General features: G+C 41.5%; 13 protein-coding genes. 6 read left to right on the forward strand and 7 right to left on the reverse strand.

The annotated features are described in order from the left end of the window. Positions 1 to 68 precede the first annotated feature (68 nt). Complete coding sequence (gene tsf / locus AB7E53_RS00280; protein ID WP_079682634.1) at positions 69 to 893, forward strand: translation elongation factor Ts; 825 nt, start codon at positions 69 to 71, stop codon at positions 891 to 893. Between the two features lie 83 nt (positions 894 to 976). On the opposite strand, the gene AB7E53_RS00285 is transcribed toward tsf, so the two are convergent. The 7 genes from AB7E53_RS00285 to AB7E53_RS00315 all read right to left on the reverse strand — a co-directional run bounded on the left by AB7E53_RS00285 (position 977) and on the right by AB7E53_RS00315 (position 9680). Beyond that, entirely contained in the window at positions 977 to 2323 is a 1347-nt protein-coding gene (locus AB7E53_RS00285; RefSeq protein ID WP_446773515.1) for a TolC family protein, read from the reverse strand. Between the two features lie 17 nt (positions 2324 to 2340). After that, positions 2341 to 3462, reverse strand: a complete 1122-nt coding sequence (locus AB7E53_RS00290) for an efflux RND transporter periplasmic adaptor subunit (protein ID WP_446773516.1) — start codon at positions 3460 to 3462, stop codon at positions 2341 to 2343. A gap of 40 nt (positions 3463 to 3502) precedes the next feature. Then, on the reverse strand, positions 3503 to 4762 hold the full coding sequence (locus tag AB7E53_RS00295) for an ABC transporter permease (protein ID WP_079682631.1): 1260 nt from the start codon (positions 4760 to 4762) through the stop codon (positions 3503 to 3505). A gap of 23 nt (positions 4763 to 4785) precedes the next feature. After that, a complete protein-coding gene (locus tag AB7E53_RS00300) occupies positions 4786 to 6051 on the reverse strand; it encodes an ABC transporter permease (protein WP_179399657.1) in 1266 nt (421 codons plus the stop codon). After that, positions 6044 to 6727 carry an ABC transporter ATP-binding protein gene (locus tag AB7E53_RS00305; RefSeq protein ID WP_079682629.1) on the reverse strand — a complete coding sequence of 228 codons (684 nt, stop codon included), beginning with the start codon at positions 6725 to 6727 and terminating at the stop codon, positions 6044 to 6046. The genes AB7E53_RS00300 and AB7E53_RS00305 overlap by 8 nt, the downstream gene beginning before the upstream one ends. A 306-nt stretch (positions 6728 to 7033) precedes the next feature. Next, the gene (locus tag AB7E53_RS00310) at positions 7034 to 8137 is read right to left on the reverse strand and encodes a 6-bladed beta-propeller (protein WP_446773517.1); all 1104 of its coding nucleotides are present in this window, start codon (positions 8135 to 8137) and stop codon (positions 7034 to 7036) included. Between the two features lie 274 nt (positions 8138 to 8411). Continuing rightward, entirely contained in the window at positions 8412 to 9680 is a 1269-nt protein-coding gene (locus tag AB7E53_RS00315; protein ID WP_446773518.1) for a 6-bladed beta-propeller, read from the reverse strand. Positions 9681 to 10102: 422 nt separating this feature from the next. Here AB7E53_RS00315 and AB7E53_RS00320 point away from each other — a divergent pair, with 422 nt between their 5' ends. From AB7E53_RS00320 to AB7E53_RS00340, 5 genes are all read left to right on the forward strand, one after another. Further along, entirely contained in the window at positions 10103 to 11071 is a 969-nt protein-coding gene (locus AB7E53_RS00320; RefSeq protein WP_079682628.1) for an ROK family protein, read from the forward strand. 115 nt (positions 11072 to 11186) lie between these two features. Next, on the forward strand, positions 11187 to 12974 hold the full coding sequence (locus AB7E53_RS00325) for a B12-binding domain-containing radical SAM protein (protein WP_446773519.1): 1788 nt from the start codon (positions 11187 to 11189) through the stop codon (positions 12972 to 12974). Positions 12975 to 13010: 36 nt separating this feature from the next. Next, on the forward strand, positions 13011 to 13529 hold the full coding sequence (locus AB7E53_RS00330; RefSeq protein WP_446773520.1) for an NUDIX hydrolase: 519 nt from the start codon (positions 13011 to 13013) through the stop codon (positions 13527 to 13529). A 105-nt stretch (positions 13530 to 13634) separates the two neighbouring features. After that, positions 13635 to 16634: a tetratricopeptide repeat protein gene (locus AB7E53_RS00335; protein ID WP_371689991.1), complete on the forward strand. Its 3000-nt coding sequence runs from the start codon at positions 13635 to 13637 to the stop codon at positions 16632 to 16634. 8 nt (positions 16635 to 16642) lie between these two features. Then, on the forward strand, positions 16643 to 18412 hold the full coding sequence (locus AB7E53_RS00340) for a TonB-dependent receptor (RefSeq protein ID WP_446773521.1): 1770 nt from the start codon (positions 16643 to 16645) through the stop codon (positions 18410 to 18412). Positions 18413 to 18653 lie beyond the last annotated feature (241 nt).

Genomic DNA, 18653 nt, shown 5'->3' on the forward strand with positions numbered 1-18653 from the left:
AATCTGCAAGTTGACACATTGTTTTTTTTATAAATCAGAAGATTACATACCAATAAAAATATAAAACTATGGCAGTTACAATGGCTGATATTTCTCACCTTCGCAAAATGAGCGGAGCGGGAATGATGGATTGCAAGAAGGCTTTGGAAGAAGCTGGAAATGATTTCGATAAAGCAATGGAAATTATCCGTAAAAAAGGTCAGGCTGTTGCCGCAAAACGTTCAGATCGCGAAGCTTCTGAAGGTTGTGTACTGGCAGCCGAAAACGCTGGATTTGCTGCAATTGTAGCTTTGAAATGCGAAACCGACTTTGTGGCTAAGAACGAACAGTTTGTTGCCCTTACTCAGGATATCCTGAACGTAGCTATGAGCGTTAAACCAGAAACTGTAGAGGCTTTGTTGGCTTCTCCTTTGGCTGATGGCCGCGCTATTCAGGAACACATCACCGACCGTGTTGGTGTAACTGGCGAAAAGATGGAATTAGGTTTCTATCAGTTCGTAAATGGTGCAAGCTCTGTATCTTATATCCACCCGGGAAACAAATTGGCTACTATTGTTGCATTCAACGAAGCAGTTGATCACACAGTTGCCCGCGACGTAGCTATGCAGGTTGCTGCTATGAATCCGGTTGCTGTACGTGCAGAAGAGGTTCCTCAGAATGTTATCGATACAGAAATGGAAATTGCCCGCGACAAAGCTCGTCAGTCAGGCAAACCAGAAAATCTGTTGGATCGTATCGCTCAGGGTGCTTTGCAGAAGTATTACAAGGAAAATACATTGCTTCAGCAGGAATTTATCAAGGATTCTAAGATCTCAATTGAAGAATACCTTCGTCAGCAAAGTAAAACACTTACAATTCTTGCATTCAGCCGTGTTACATTAAACGTTGATTAATCTTTGTAAGATATACATCAAAATGAAAGGGCTGCCCGTTTGGAGCAGCCCTTTTTTTGCTAGAGTGTGTTGTGTATAGTAAGCTAAAGTTTGATTGGAACGCCGTTGTAGAAATCCAGAATTTTGGCTCTGAAAATATAGTTGTATTTGGCCTGGATCTGTTCAGACAAACTTTGCGAGTATTTTGTTTTGGCTTCACTATATTCGTAAACCGTACTTTTACCTGCGTTGTATTTATCTTCTGCATAGCCAAAGGCCTCTTTGCTGGCAAGCACCGATTTATCCGCTGCTTTGTACTTTTCTTGTGCTGCAGTAGCATTAAAATAGGCCTGCTGTATCTCTTTATAGAGTGTTTTCTTTGAACTTTCCATCATCAGTTCGCGGTTCAAAATCGCAATCTTGTTACTACGTACGCTGTTGCGCACCTGGAAACGGTTGAAGATTGGAATACTTAAACTGAAACCGATGGTCTTACGTTCGTTTTGTTTGATCTGATCGCTAAACGGAGTGTTTACAATATCGTTTCCTCCCGAGTAGTGATAGTATCCGTTGCTGTAGCTTGCGTTAAAGTCCAACTTGGGCAGATAGCCTGATTTTGCCACCTGCAGCATTTTCTTTTGACTTTCCAAAAGGTATTCCTGCTCCTTAATCTGCGGCTTTACGGCAACTGCATTATTGTACACCATGTCCGGAGGCAGTATGCTGTTCATATATTTCTCAATAGCATCTTCCACAACCGGAACGCTGATGTCGAACGATTGTCCGCTACGCTCCAGTTCAAGCATCTGCGCCAGGTTCAACAGCGAAAGATTCACATTGTTTCTGGATTCGGTAAGCGAAACTACATCTTTAGCCAGCTGAGCTTTTATGTCGTACAACTGCGACATAGGAACCTTGCCTGCCTTTACAAGGGCATCGGTACGTGTAACCTGTTCGCTGGTTAGTGCAACCTGCAACTCGGCTACCGTGAGCAGTTCTTTATTATACAAGGCTTCAACAAAATAAGAAGCCACGTTGATGGCCAGGTCTTCTTTGGCTTTATTCAGATTTTCGGTAGAAGCCATCAAATCGAGTTTTCTGGCTTTGATATCGTTCGAAATCTTGAATCCGTCAAACACAGGCATGGATGTCTGCAGGTAAAAAGAGGAGTTGGCCGAGTTCTGATCAACAATCACACCCGTTTTGGATGGCGAACGGCCAAAGTCGAAGTTCTGTCCCACACCGGCATTCAGGTTGGGCAGCCAGCTATTCTTGCTCGTACTGAGGTCTACTTTTTTGCTTTCCTGATCTTGTACCTTTTGTTTAAGATCAATGTTGTGCTCGATGGCGTAGTTTATACACTCCTCGAGCGACCATTTCTTAGCTGGTTCCTGTGCCTGCGCACTCCAGCATAGGAGGAGTGCAGGCAGGTATAATTTGAATTTATTCATCTTAAGTCGTTATTAGATTATTTCTTGTTAGGCTCGATGGCAGCACCACGAATTTTGCTTTTAACGGTAAGACCTTCCGTAATTTCAATCTTAATACCGTCACTTAATCCTACTTTTACATACTTCTTTTCGAACACCTGCTCAGGTTTTTCCTGTTTTACAACCTGTACAAAGGCTGAATCACCGCTGAATTCTACAGTGCTTTCGGGTACGGTTATTACGTTTTCTGACTTTTTAAGTACGATTTCGGCATTTGCACTATATCCTGCACGGATAAATGCATCCCCCGGGATTGATACGGCAGCCTTTATCTCAAATAAGATGGCTCCGTTTTTCTCTACGCCTTTAGGAGATACATATTCCAGCATAGCATCAAATACCCGGCTTTCCATTGCTCCAACCGTCAACCGGATAGGCATTCCTTCGTGTATACGGCCAATTTCGGTCTCATCTACGGTTCCCTTAAAGATCATGTCGTTCATGTTGGCTACCGATGCAATGGTTGTTCCATCGTTAAAGTTGTTGGACTGGATTACAGAGTTACCAACCTTGATGGGCACATCCAGAATCATACCTGTAATGGTACTGCGAACAAGTGTTGTACTGGCTACTTTCGAATTCTTGGCAATACCGTCGCGTATAATCTCCAAAGCATCTTGTGCGTTCTGTGCCTCTTCCTTCGCTTTCTTGTAGTTGGCTTCAGACAATTCGAAATCTTCTCTGGCAATTACACCCTGGGTATGTAGTTGTTTGTCTCTTTTATAGGTCTCTTCAATCTGCGACAGCGTAATTTGCGCAACTTTAACGCGTGATTCGGCACTGTTAAGCTGAACCATTTCCGGTATAACCTTGATTTTTGCAATAATCTCGCCCTCTTTTACCATCTGTCCGGCCTCTTTGTTAAGCTCGGCCACGATACCGCTGATCTGCGGTTTGATAAGTACTTCGAAACGAGGTTCCACATTTCCGGTTGCTACAGTTTTAGTTACAACCGTGTCTAGTTTAGGGGTCACGATTTCATATTGGGTGATTACCGGTTGTGATTTTTTCCACAAGAAATAGAAAGTACTGAGAACGGCTACTCCTACCAACACGAGTAAGAAAGTGCGTAAAATCTTTTTCACGTTGATGCTTTTCATAATCTTTGTTTATTATTTTTATTGTATTAATCTTAATTTATTATTCTTCTCTGATGGCATCTATTGCCTTAATCTGCATGGCCCGCCACGCCGGGATCAATCCGGCAACCATACCGCTTATCAGCAGTACGATTGTGGCATACACGGCTGTGTCTATATCTACTCCCGGATTAATAAAGAATGTCTCTCGGGTAACCTCCTGCGTGGACATGGCTTTATTGATGATATCCAGGATGAATACCCCGAAACTGAGTCCGAGCAATCCAGCCATGGCTGTAAGTGCAAGACTTTCGCTCATAACCTGCGAAATGATATTGTAGGGTTTGGCTCCCAGGGCACGTCTTACTCCTATTTCTTTGGTACGCTCTTTTACAGTCACCATCATAATGTTACTGATGCCGATTACACCTGCCAGCAACGTACCCATACCAACCAGCCAAACCAGGAAGTCGATCCCGATAAACAGCATGTTGAATGTCTCGAACTGCTTGGCGATATTTACAAACTGAATGGCTTGCGGATCGTTTGGTGCAATCTCATTCTGAGCACTCAATATCTTTCTTACATCTTCAATAATGGGTTCGACCGACTGACCTGCATAGGCGCTGAAGCACAACAGGTGAAGTATATCGCCCTGGTTCAGGGTTTGCTGCATGGTGGAGAAGGGCAGGTAAATACTCTCTTCAGAACGTCCCCCCAGGTTTAGTCCGGAGGCCTTGCCTTTTATTACACCTACAATCTGGTAGTATAGTCCGTTTACCCGGATAAACTTTCCGCAGGGGTCTTGTCCCTTAAATAGTTCATCGCACACTTTTTTCCCGATATTGCAAACCTTTCTGCGGCTGTTATGGTCGATGTCGTTCAGCAAACGGCCGAAGAAGATGTCCTGACTTTCAATCTTAAAGTAATCGGGATAGATTCCTTTTACATTGTATGTGCCCGAAACCTGGCCGTAGGCCACGTTCTTGTCCGATCTGTTACCCCAGATAACCGGCGAGATCGCTTCGATTCCCTTTACATTTTTGCGGATACTCTCCACATCTCTGTTGCGCATGTTCCACGAACGGCCTTTGTTAAAGCCTTTGTATGGTTCGCTGGTCTGGTTTGAGAATACGAACACCGAGTTGGTGGCAAATCCTTTTACCCCTTGCATCATGCCGTTTTTTAATCCCGTTCCCGATCCCAGCAGCAATACAAGCATCAGAATACCCCAGAAAACGCCAAAACAGGTAAGAAGACTTCTTGTTTTGTTACGGGTGATGGTAACCCAAATTTCTTGCCATCTGTCTATATCAAACATATTTCTTTTCTGTTTTATATGAATTATTCGGCTCGCATCGCTTCAATGGCTGTGATTTTAACTGCTTTTCGTGCAGGGAAATAGCCGGCCAACACACCCGCAAGGATCAGTACTCCTGTGGATATCAATGCGATGGTAAGACTAACGGTAGGGTCCCTGAACATAGAAATATCGTCTTGTCCGGCGGCTTCACCTGCGCCGGAAGCCTGCATGCCATAGTTGATAAGCTCGGTAAGCCCGATTCCCGAAATCATTCCAACGTATCCGAAGATGGCCGTTATGAGGATTGATTCGAAAATAACCAGTTTCAGGATCGAGATGGGAGATGCCCCTACAGCTTTACGTATACCGAACTCTTTGGTCCGTTCGCGTACGCTGATCAGCATGATGTTACTTACGCCTACAATACCTGCAATGAGGGTTCCGATACCAACAATCCAGACAAAGAAGATAATTCCGTTCATCATACTATTGAACATCCTGAACTCGTTGGCTGTGTTCCACATACCGATGGCACTTTTATCAGTAGGGTCGAACTGATGCCGTCTTCCCATACGCTGACGGAAACGATCTTCGAATGCCGTTGTTTCGTCTTCGGTATTCACTCCAACCACTGTAAACGAAAGCTGATTTAAACCATAACCTGCATTATACAGGGATTGTCCGGTTGAGAACGGGATATAGCAAGGAGCATCGTTGCTTTTATTGTCATCTTTATAAACACCAACCACCTGATACATCACTGTACCTGCTTTAACGTATTTGCCTAGTCCGCTTTCCTTCTTAAACAGGATTTCTTCGATACGGGGACTAATTACAATCACTTTACGTTTTTCCACTATGTCGAGGTTGTTGATAAACCGTCCTTTACCAACCAGCATCTCTACAAAGTTGATTTTGGCATAATCGGGGAAAACGCCGTTCAGGTTACAGTTGTTAAACTCCTTCCCGTAAAACAGGGTGTCTCCATGATTGATGGTGGCCGATTTAAGGTCCACTTCAGAGTGTTCGCGGTTAAGAGCCACATAATCGTCTTCCTTGAAGCTTATCTGGCGGTTGCTTTGCAAACCTTTGTATGGCTTTGATGTAAAGCGTGGCCAAACCTCGATCTTGTTCATAGCCATGTTGCGGAAATTGTACATTACGCCGTTGCGTAAGCCGTTTCCTGCACCAAGCAGCACAATCAGCATAAAGATTCCCCATGACACGGAGAATCCGGTAAGAAAAGTACGAAGCTTATTCTTCTTGATTGTACTGAAAATCTCTCTGAAATTGTCGAAATCAAACATGGCCTTTTCCGTTTTCTATGGATTCAATCTGTCCGTCGCGCAAACGAATGATTTTTTTAGTTACATCGGCTACCGATTGTTCGTGGGTAACAATAATCATGGTCATTCCTTCCTGGTTTACATTGCGAAGCAGCTCCATCACTTCGAGTGTAGTGTGACTGTCCAGCGCACCGGTAGGCTCATCGGCCAAAATAATCTGTGGTTTGGCAATCAGCGCGCGGGCTATGGCAACACGTTGCTTTTGCCCACCGGACATCTCGTTCGGCATATGATCTGCCCAGTCGCGTAACCCTACCATATCAAGGTATTCCATTGCCAGCGCATTCCTTTTTTTCCTTTTCATACCTTGGTAATAAAGGGGTAGTGCTACATTCTCCATGGCATTTTTAAATGATATGAGATTGAAAGATTGAAAAATGAATCCAATCATCTGATTACGAAGCTCGGCTGCACGAGTTTCACTTAAATTCTGGATCAGCTGATTGTTCAGCATGTATTTGCCCGTATCGTAGGTGTCTAATATTCCCAATATATTAAGAAGGGTAGACTTGCCCGATCCGGAAGCCCCCATGATAGAGACCATTTCTCCCTTATCGATATCAAGGTCAATCCCTTTTAATACATGTAAAGGTGCACCGTTATGATACGTTTTGTTAATTCCGTCAAGATGAATCATAGTTGTAAAGTACTTTTATTTATAAGACGTATGGTTTTTAAGATAAGTTACAGAACTCAAACACTTTTTTTTATTGCACAAATATATGCACTGACTGAATACCTTGTATCACATAGTACTGCTAATTAAATAAATTTAACTATTTTATTTGAAATAGTGTAGAGGAATATGCATCCAAATTGTCCATGAATTCTATGATTCTTGTCTTTTATTGGAAATAAATTATCACATCAAGTAGAATTAAGTCAATAAGTTATAAAGCGAATAATCGTAAATTAAATAAATTGGTAGTACTTATATTTTATACTATACCTTTATCTTATAAAAAAATAAGACGGGATTGTTGTCTTCTGTTAAATCTTTAAATAATTTATCAACTATATTCTTCTCTCCAAGTTGATAGAAAATATTCCTATTTGCAATTATATTTGAGGCCCTTTCGTCTACAACAATCATGTCATCTTTGTAACGAGCTTTAGGTACACTAAAAATGCGAAAAAACGGATTACTTAAAGTCCCCGTACAGCTAAAAATTTTATCCTGTTTTTTTGAATAAATAATAAACCTAGACCAATTTTTGTAACGCTCTGAAATATTAATCATGGTTACATCCTTTAACTCTATTATTTCGCCATTAAACATAGGATTATTTTCCGTATATTCATGGTAATATTCGTTAGTCATATCAGCATTAATAATCAGAGGTTTTGTTCTATTCATATTCAAATGATATTCAGGGTGGATTCCTTTTTGAGTTAAATGATAAATAGTGTCTGAAAACGGTGGCGAATAAAAGACTTTATCTTCAAATTTTCGGAGAGGCATCATTGTAGACATCGTAAATTTTTTGTTGTAGTAACTCTTAAAACCAGAATGAAAAACATTCCCTTGTAAATTTGTAATTATCAATTGTGGTTTATATTGACTATTATTTTCTCCGTACAGAGTATTTCCTCCGTCATAATTTCCTGCGATTATCTCATCAGTTATAAATTCACAACTACTAAACCAAAAAGGAGTCTTTTTTGATTTAACAAAATTACCATCTAAACCGAAATATTTCAAGTATCCGCTTCCCATGTCAACAACAACTACCATGGACTTATCTGGAGTTAATGTAACATGTCCTAAATATGCGTATTCTCCCGGACCTTGACCTAATTTGCCTATATTGTTCAGGTATTTTCCCGATTCGTCATACACCGTAATCGTTTTGGAAACATCAAAATCAACAACAATAATTTTATTGTTTACAAACAAAATCTGCGATATCGCCCCAACGAGATTCTCTCCTGTAGTTTCAAGTTTTACAAATGAGACAAAATCCATTAAACTATCGAAAGGTAACGTGTTTTTGTCTAAGTCAATATCAAGCTCTAGCATCTTGCTTTCTTCTGTTTTTGCCTGCATAGAAGATTCTTTGTGGAATTCTTTACAAGAGAACAGGCATATACAATACAAGAATGCAAGCCATAAACAGTATATTTTCATGTGATACATAATTAGGTTAATTCTAAAATTTATTTCTATATTCGATATTTTCTTATTAAATATTATGTTACAGTTGACTGACTAAAACTCAGCATTATTTCTTTGATTCCCTTTTTTGAATACCGAATAACATAGAATGGAAAGTAAGATATTAACTATACATAAAATAATTACCGTAATCTTTTGCATATCTTTAAACTTTTATTTTGTAAAAAAATAAGACCGGATTGCTGTCTTCTGTTAAATCATGATATAGATTGTCAATTAAACTCTTCTCTCCAAGTTGATAAAAAGCGTGTTTTCCTTCTAGTATAAAAGTCGCACGTGTGTCAATGACCACCATATTTTCTTTGTATCTAGCCTTAGGAGCATCAAATAAGTAAAAAAAAGGACTATGTAGAGTTCCATCACAGGTAAATACTTGCTTTTTCTTTTTAGAATAAATAGCGAATCTAAGCCATTTTAAATGAGGTTCAAAAATATGAAATATAGCAGCATCCTTCAATTCAATAATATCTCCATTAAAGAAAGGATTCTTATTTATGTACTCATCCCAAGATTTTTTCGTTGTATTTTCATCAATAACGAATGGAGTCGTATCTTGTATTTTAAGATGATACCTAGCCTGTAATCTGCTTTGAGTTACTTGAAAAATCGTATCAGAAAAAGGAGGTGAATAAAATACCTCCTCTTCAAATTTACGTAGAGGCATTAAAGTCGTGGCAGCAAAGTTTTTACTATAATAGCTCTGGAAACCAGAATTACAAACTTTTTTTTGTAAAGTAGTGGTTACAAGCTGCGGTTTATATTGATTATTATGCCCTGGGAGTAAATTTCCGCCATTGTACTCACCCGCTACTATGTTATCAGTAATAAATTCGCAGTGGCTGAACCAAAAAGGAGTTTTTTCTGATTTTATAAAGCGACCATCAATGCTGTAATATTTCATAGACCTACTACCCATATCAAGAACAACTACCATTGATTTGTCGGGAGTCAATGCAACATGTCTCAGAAAAACATACTCTTCTGGACCTTGTCCTAATGCACCTATTTTGTTTAGGAATCTGCCCGATTCGTCATATACTGTAATGGATTTAGATACTTCCCAGTCTACTATTATAATTTTATTTTGTGAAAATAATATCTGAGAAATTGAGCCAATCAAATTATTCCCAGTAGTTTCTAATTTGACAAATTTTACGAAGGCCATCAGACTGTCATAAGGAAAGCTGTTTTTATCTAAATCAATATTAATTTCTACCATTTCTTTGCACCCTTTTGTGTTCACAGGTAAAGGGTCTTGATGTACCTCTTTACATGATATAAAAAAGATGCATTCAATACTAATTATCAGTAATTTATATTTTTTCATACCAGTTATAAGGAGTAGAATCTCACTATACATTGTTTGCTGATTAAATACATAAGTCAAGATTTGTAAGAAACTAATGCTTTTCATTAGAAAAAGATTTATATAGATCAATAATAGATTTAAGTTGAATGTTTTTTTTGCTTGGCCAAATTTTATAAGATAAATTATAGCCAATCAATCATCCCTATACAGAGGAACAGTTTTTTTTAATTTTACCCTAGTGAAAATAGTATAGAATTAGTATGTTATTTGAATTTGTCTCATTGCGATTTGAATGAGTAGCTAATTAGGCTGAATCCGTTGGACTAATGTTGTATTTCTTGCTTTATGCGAATATCAATTTCCCGATGAATAGCATTGTTTGTAGTAAATATTTTATAACTTCTTAATTGCCTTTTAGCAGAAATATCATCTGTTTCTACTTTTTTAGTAGATAAAGCGTTGATGGTTTTATATATTCATCTTATATTTGCTTCCCTAAATTCATTATTAATCATAAAAATTAGATCATGGAAAAACCTTATGTGGTAGGTATAGATATTGGTGGAACCAATTCTGTGTTTGGCGTTGTGGATGCAAGAGGTACAATCTTGTACAGTGGTTCAATTAAAACAGGTAAGTATGCCGATGTAAACGATTACGTGGCAGAACTTGCTAAGGGCCTTGAAATGGTTATCAACCAGGCTGGCGGTCACGATAAGATCAAAGGTGTTGGTGTTGGTGCTCCCAACGGTAACTATTTTAACGGTTGTATTGAGTTTGCACCAAATCTTCCCTGGAAGGGTAAAATTCCATTGGCTCAGTTGATCAGCGAAAAGCTTGGTGGAATTCCTGTGGCTCTTACTAACGATGCGAATGCAGCGGCAATTGGCGAGATGACTTACGGTGTTGCACGTGGTATGAAAGATTTCATTGTGATTACACTCGGAACAGGAGTGGGCAGTGGTATCGTAATCAACGGTAACCTGGTTTATGGTCACGACGGTTTTGCCGGCGAACTTGGTCACGTTATTATGCGTCGTAACAATGGCAGAATGTGTGGTTGTGGCAGACAGGGATGTCTTGAAGCCTATACTTCGGCTACTGGTGTTGCACGTACTGCACGCGAATACCTCGAGATTCGTAAGGACGAAAGTGTATTGCGTGAAATTGATCCAGACGAACTGACTTCAAAGGATGTTTATGATGCAGCCATGAAGAATGACAAGCTGGCAATTGAGATTTTCGAGACTACAGGAGCTATGTTGGGAGAGGCATTTGCCGATTTCGTGGCATTCTCAAGTCCTGAAGCTATTATTCTTTTCGGTGGTCTTACCAAAGCAGGCGATCTGATCATGAATCCGATCAAACGTTCGATGGATAAGAACATGCTGAAAGTTTTTGAAGGCAAGACAAAATTATTATTCTCTCAGCTAAAAGAAAGTGATGCTGCCGTATTAGGTGCCAGCGCACTGGGTTGGGAAGTGAAAGAATATTGATAAGTCATTCCAGCATATAAAAGGTGGGGAAGTTACCGGATTGTATCTTCTCTGCCTTTTTTATTTTAATCTCCTGTAGTATAACAAAATTTCCAGATCAGAAAAGTCATATCAAATGAAAGCGCTTCTTGTAACTCCTCCGCTTACGCAATTAAATACTCCCTATCCTGCAACCTGTCATCTGTTAGGGTTCCTGCATTCAAGGAATCACGATGCAGAACAGATGGATCTTGGCATAGAACTTATCGGACGGCTGTTTACCGGAACAATGCTGAAACGGATATTCGAAGTGGCGTCTCAATATAGCCGGTTGTCTAAGGCGAATCGAATCATTTTGCAACAGGCCGATTTTTATATCCGGACCATCGACCCGGTGATGCGTTTTCTGGGAGGTAAGGATGCAACATTGGCACAACGGTTTTGCGAGCTTACATTCTGGCCGGAGAGTAAACGCTTACCATCGGATGAAGATCTGGAATGGGGATTTGGCTTAATAGGAAATTACGACAGGGCGACGCATCTTTGTACGCTATTTTTGAAGGATTTGTGTGACTTTATAAATTCGACCATCGACCCTCATTTTGAGTTAATCCGATATGCCGAATCGCTATGCCTGCGTTTACCCGAATTTAGACCCTTGCAAAACGAATTGCAGAAACCGCATACCTTGATTGATACGTTGATGTTGGATATCTTCTCTCAACGTATGGCTTTGTGTAAGCCTGATCTTGTGGGTTTCTCCGTTCCCTTTCCCGGGAATTTGTATAGTGCACTTCGTTGCGCCCAATGGATCCGGCAGAATTTTCCGCAGGTGAAGATTGTGATGGGGGGCGGTTATGTAAATACGGAGCTGAGAAGTCTGACAGATCCGGCTCTTTTTGATTTTATAGACTATCTTGTTTTTGACGACGGAGAATCGCCTTTGTTGCGGATTATGGATGGGGGCGAATTGATCCGCACGCTGTATAGAGATGATGCGGGCGCGATTATAAGGGTGAACTTCGACAGTAAGGAGAATATTCCTTTTGCCGAATCGGGTACACCCAGCTACGAGGGATTGCTGCAGAATAATTATATCAATATGATTGAGCTTACCAATCCGATGCATGCTTTATGGAGCAATGGAAAATGGAATAAGCTGATGCTGGCCCACGGCTGCTATTGGGGTAAATGTGCTTTTTGTGACGGGGCGCTGGATTACGTGAAACGTTTTGATCAGGCTCCGGTTGAGCTGATTGTAGACCGGATGGAGGCTGTGATTGCTCAAACAGGACAAACGGGTTTCCACTTCGTAGACGAGGCTGCACCTCCTGCTTTACTTCGTAAATTGGCTGAAGAGATTATTCGCAGGAAGTTAACCGTATCTTACTGGACCAACGTGCGATTCGAGAAATCTTATACTCCCGAACTCTGTTACTTACTGGCTCAATCGGGTTGCATAGCCATTTCAGGAGGTCTTGAGGTTGCTTCTCCGCGCATCCTCAAAATGATAAACAAAGGGATTACAGTGGAAAGTGCCAGCGAGAGTATGCGTAACTTTACCGAAGCCGGAATAATGACTCACGCGTATCTGATGTATGGATTCCCTACCGAAACGGCCCGTGAGACAATAGACTCCCTCGAGGTGGTGCGCAATCTGTTTGCCAACGGATGGATTCAATCGGCCTTCTGGCATCGTTATGCGATGACAATCCACAGTCCCTCAGGAATCTGTCCGGAGAGCGTCGGGGCAAAGCATGTTGACCAGCCTTTAGCCCCATTTGCCAACAACGAGATCCCTTTCACCACATCTCAGGAAATCGATCTGGATTTTTATGGAAAGGGACTGAATCTGGCTACCTATAATTATATGCAAGGGGCCGGTTACGATATTCCTGTCAAAAAGTGGTTTAACAGTAAATAGTGAATTAGTCTTTCTATCTTTGTAAAAAAAGAGTTTATGCATCCTTTACATCAATTTAAATATTGTCCCAAATGTGGATCGGACGGGTTTGCCGTCAATAATGAAAAATCCAAACGTTGCTCTTCCTGCGGATTTGTCTATTACTTTAATCCATCGGCTGCGGTAGCCTGCTTTATCCGTAATGAGGTTGGTGAGTTGCTTGTGGTAAGACGGGCAAAAGATCCGGCTAAAGGAACGCTCGATTTACCCGGCGGTTTTGTAGATCTGCATGAATCGGCCGAAGAGGCTGTCCGCCGTGAGGTGAAAGAAGAGACCGGATTAAACGTAAAATCAAGCAGGTATCTGTTCTCCATACCCAATATTTATCTTTACTCGGGATTTGAAGTGCATACGGAAGATCTTTTTTTTGAGTGTTATGCAACTACTTTCGACGGACTAATTGCGGCAGACGATGCTTCGGAAATTGTTGTGTTGAAGCTGCATGAGGTGGATGCCAGCTTGTTCGGACTGACATCTGTAAAAGAGGGAGTTGTTAGATATTGTAAAGAGAATTAATTCTTTTTACAAACCTCATAGTTTTTTATTTGGAGCCTATTCTCTATCTTTGCCTATCAGAACATTCAGGCACAATCCTGTGCCTGACCAAAAAGCAAAGGAGTGATGAAAAGAATACTAATTCCACTGTGTTTAGTTGTAGGCTCTCATGCGGCCACCGGGCAACGATCTCATCAGTTTGAGTCGCCCGAACGACTTTTTGTTGAAGGAAAGGAGATGTTTGTTTTAAGGAACTATCCGGGGTGTACAGATAAACTTGAGGCATTCAAAAAGCAATCTACGGATGCCGACCTTATCCAGGAGTCCGATTATATGCTTGCTTGTGTGGCTTTTGAACAAGGCAAGGAGAATGCATCGGAGGTGTTGAAGGAATTTATGGATAAATATCCGGATACGCGTCATAGCGATGAAATCCATTTTTTGATTGCTTCGGCTCACTTCGACCATAAAGAATTTGAAAAAGCGGTATTCTGGTTTAATCAGTCTACCATCGAGATGCTTAGTCCGTCTCAACAGGAAACGTATAGTTTCAGATATGCCTATTCGCTGCTGCAGACCGGCGAAATGGACAAGGCGAGAGGGTACTTTACCCGCCTGAAGCAGATTGGAACAAAATACAACGATGCCGGTGCCTATTACGTTGCTTATATCGACTATGCCACGGGAAAGTACAACAATGCGTTGGTGGAATTCGATCGTTTGAAGGATAAACCCGAATATGCTTTGCAATCTTCCTATTATACGGCTCAGATTTATTTCATCCAGAAAAAATACGACAGAACCATTGCTGAAGGAGAGGCTTTGCTGAAGAATTATCCTCACAGCGAAAACAATGCGGAAGTTCGACGTATTTTGGGTAATTCATATTACCACCAGGGAAATCAGGACAAGGCCATTGCCAACCTGAGCAAGTATGTTTCGGATACCGATGCGCCCCTTCGTGGCGATTTGTACATTTTAGGTGTCTGCTATTTTAATAAAGGGAGTTTTAACAGTGCGGTGGACTGTTTCGGACAAACAGTTCGCGAACAGGATGCTCTTACACAGAATGCCTACCTGTACCTGGGTCAGTCTTACCTGAAGCTGAACGATAAAAACAATGCACGCATGGCTTTCGAGTCGGCGGCGAAGACTTCGTTCGACAAACAGGTGAAGGAGGCTGCCACCTATAATTACGCTTTGCTGATTCATCAGACTTCCTTTACAGGGTTTGGAGAGTCGGTTACTATTTTCGAGAATTTCCTGAATGAGTTCCCCAACTCTGTTTATTCAGATAAGGTGAACGATTACCTGGTTGAGGTGTATCTTACAACCAAGGATTACCGTTCGGCATTGGCTTCCATCGAAAAGATCAAGCGCCCGAGTACTAAAATACTGGAGGCAAAGCAGGATATTTTATTCCAGTTGGGAACGCAATCCTTTACGAATGTAAAACTGGATGAGGCGATCGACCTGTTCAACCGGGCTATTTCTTTGGGTTCATACAACCTGGAAGCCCGAAACGATGCCTATTTCTGGCGTGGTGAAAGTTACTACCGCAAAGGTGAATTTGCCAGTGCCGCCTCCGATTATCGAACCTATCTGAACAATACTCAGGCAAAAAGCGGAGAGATGTATGCGTTGGCTCATTATAATCTGGGGTATTGTTACTTCAAACAGCAACAATATGCCGATGCATTAAGCAGGTTCAGAAGCTATGTTGATATGGAAAGTAACCGTCAGTTGCCTGCCTATGCAGATGCATACAATCGTATCGGCGACTGTCTGTTCCAAAGTCGGCAGTTTGCCCAGGCTGAAGAGAGTTACAGCCGTTCGGCAACTTTACAGCCGTCGGCCGCCGATTATTCGGTATATCAGAAAGGCTTCCTGCTGGGACTTCAGAAGGATTACCGTGGAAAAATCAGTGCGATGGACCGTCTGGTTCGCGAATATCCGGAATCTCCCTATGTGGACGATGCTCTGTTTGAGAAAGGCCGGGCCTACGTTATGCTTGAAAACAGCCAGGGTGCTGCAGAGGCATTCGAAAAAGTGATAAGTCAGTTTCCTCAAAGTACACAGGCACGCAAAGCCGGTATTCAGCTGGGATTGCTTTACTTTAATGATAACCAGCCCGAAAAAGCTGCTGCTGCCTATAAGAAGGTGGTCGACAATTATCCGGGAAGCGATGAGGCAAAGGTTGCTTTGCAAGATCTGAAGTCGGTTTATATGGATCTGAACGATATCAATGCCTATGCCTCCTATGTGAATTCATTGGGCGGATCGGTTCATTTTGATGTAAGCGAGCAGGATTCGTTGACTTATCTGGCTGCCGAAAAGTTATTTATGCGCGGTGATAACGCTGCGGCGAAGAAGAGTCTGACAAATTACCTGCAGTCGTTCCCTAAAGGGGCATTTAGTTCGAATGCCAATTTCTATCTGGGAAGCATTGCTTTTGCAAATAAACAATATGACGAGGCAAAACAGCTGTTTGCATCTGTTCTTTCCAGCGGTGATACTAAGTTTGCGGAAAACGCAACGGCACGTAAAGCCGAAATAGAATACCTGCAGGAAGATTATGCTGCGGCGTTGCTCAGCTTTAAGCAATTACATGCCATCGCCGAAAGTAAGGAAAACAAAGAGGCGGCCAAATTAGGAATGATGCGTTGTGCTCAGTATACCGGTAAACAACAGGATGCCCTTACTGCTGCCGACGAGCTGCTGAAGGATCCTAAACTATCGCCCGAACTGAATGCCGAGGCGCGTTATATAAGGGCTAAAGCATATATTGCCCTGAAGCAGGCCTCCAAGGCATTACCAGATTTGCAGACGATCAGTAAGGATACCCGCACTGTGCATGGTGCTGAGGCTAAATATTTGTTGGCTCAGTTGTACTTTAATAATAAAGAGAATGCCAAGGCCGAAAAAGAGCTGATGAATTTCATTGAAAACGGAACACCTCATCAGTATTGGCTGGCCCGTGGATTTATTTTACTGGCGGATATCTATATTAGTCAGAATGATGATTTCCAGGCTCGTCAATACCTGACCAGCTTGCAGAATAATTACAAAGGTACGGATGATATAGCCGGGATGATTGAAAACAGATTGAGTAAACTAAAGAAATAAGAACTGGGATGAAAGCAATATATAATGTAAAAGCCCTCTGCCTGGTGGTTGCCTTAGGTGCTGCTGCATCGGTACATGCACAGGAAGATAAATCGAAAGAAAAGGAGCTGAACCGGGAGATGACTTTGGAACGGGAATACGATCCGTCGGTTCAGGATGCTTCGAAGGTGAATACGCTGCCAAAGATCAAGGAGCCTGTAGTGAAAAAGATGCCTATAGACTACAGCACATTTGCTGTTCCTACAGATCCACAACAGGAATTATCTTTGTTGGGGTCGGGGAGTGTGATGACTGAGATTCCTTACAGTAAGAAAAGGGGGTACCTGAATCTGGGAGCTGGTAATTACATGAACATCAACGGAGACTTAGGGTATCATATCCTGAATACAGAGAAGGACAAACTGAATGTCTTTTTATCGCATCGTTCTACCAACGGTAATATAGGTTATCTGCAGATGGACGACAAGCAGAAAGCCAAGCTTAACAATAACCTGGGTGGCATTAATTTTAGCCACGAATACGAGAAGCTTGCCTTGAAACTTGGCTTCGGGATAGATCACAGTACATTCAATTACTATGGTTTTGTGGCCGATTTAAGGTTGGTCGATTTGGATGTAATGCCTTTATTCGATTATGATACGAATCAGGCAAATACAAAGATCGGGGGGATGATTGGATTCGAATCAAAGGGTCACGGTCCTTTCGAATATGCCTTGGATCTGGATTTCAAACGATTCACTAACAAGTACGGGATGACAGGAGGTTTGGGTGGTATTGCCGAAAATACGTTTGGAGCATCTTTCGACCTGAACAGTGAGTTTAACGGAGGGATGACCATCGGATTGGAAGGTGAGGTAGAATACTTCAATTACGGTGAGACAGAGCCGGAAACGACCGTTCCCTTCGAACGTAACAATCACCTCGAGTCTACGTTAAGTCCCTATTTAAAGATGAATGGCGAACGTTGGAACTTACGATTGGGTGCCAATGCTATGATCATTACGGGCGACGAGAAAAAGGTGTTCTTGTCTCCGAATATCAATTTTGATGTTGAATTTGCCCCGAAGACTGTTTTTTATGCAACGGCAACCGGTAAAGTCAGCGCCAACAGTGCCTGGGAAATATCGGGAGTAAACAGATATATCAATCCTGATTTGATTCTGGAGGCATCGCGCACCTGGTTGGACGGGATTGCAGGGATTAAAAGCGGAGCGGGTGCCGGCTTCTGGTTCGATGTTTTTGGAGGATATAAAATAACAGACAACGAGCATTTCTTCCTTCCGCAGATATCTATGCTGACCAAGTTTGGTAATGTAAGTAATGTGGCTTATTATAACGCTAAGAAGTTCTTTGGTGGAGCCTCGTTGAAATATAGTTATCAACAACTTTTCAACATATCGTTGAAGGGTGTTTATAACTCATGGTCGGTAAGTGAAATTGAGCGCGAGGAACCTGCCGGTGAAACTACAATTACAGATATCAAAGCTTTCGGTAAGCCTAAAGCAGAGTTGTTTGGAGAAATATCGGTGGTGCCTATGGATAATATCACGCTTTCAATGGATTATTACCTGGGAACAGGAAGATATACCCATGCGAAAGGAACTAATATCAAAATGGATAATATCAATGAGCTGAATATGAAAGGTACTTACCAGCTTAACGAAACCTTTGGTGCTTATATTAAATTCAACAACCTGCTTTTCCGGAAATATGAGCTGCTTTATGGGTATCCGCAACAAGGATTTAATGCCATGGTTGGTATTAATCTGAACTTTTAACGTGTTCTGCAGTCTGTATAATCGGATTACAAATATGAAAGGGGGTACTATCACAGTACTCCCTTTCATATTTATTATATGTTGTTTAACATGTTTTATGGCAAAAAAGCTTGACAAACCCTTTGTGGGATTGTATCTTTGCATCGTGGTTTTTTCATAATAGTATTAGATTTAAGGTTAACAAAGTTGGTTAGGGGATGTCGGGATGACATCCTTTAATTGTTTATAGGGGGAGCTATCT

The organism is Macellibacteroides sp. (genome assembly GCF_050251695.1).
GTDB lineage: Bacteria > Bacteroidota > Bacteroidia > Bacteroidales > Tannerellaceae > Macellibacteroides > Macellibacteroides fermentans.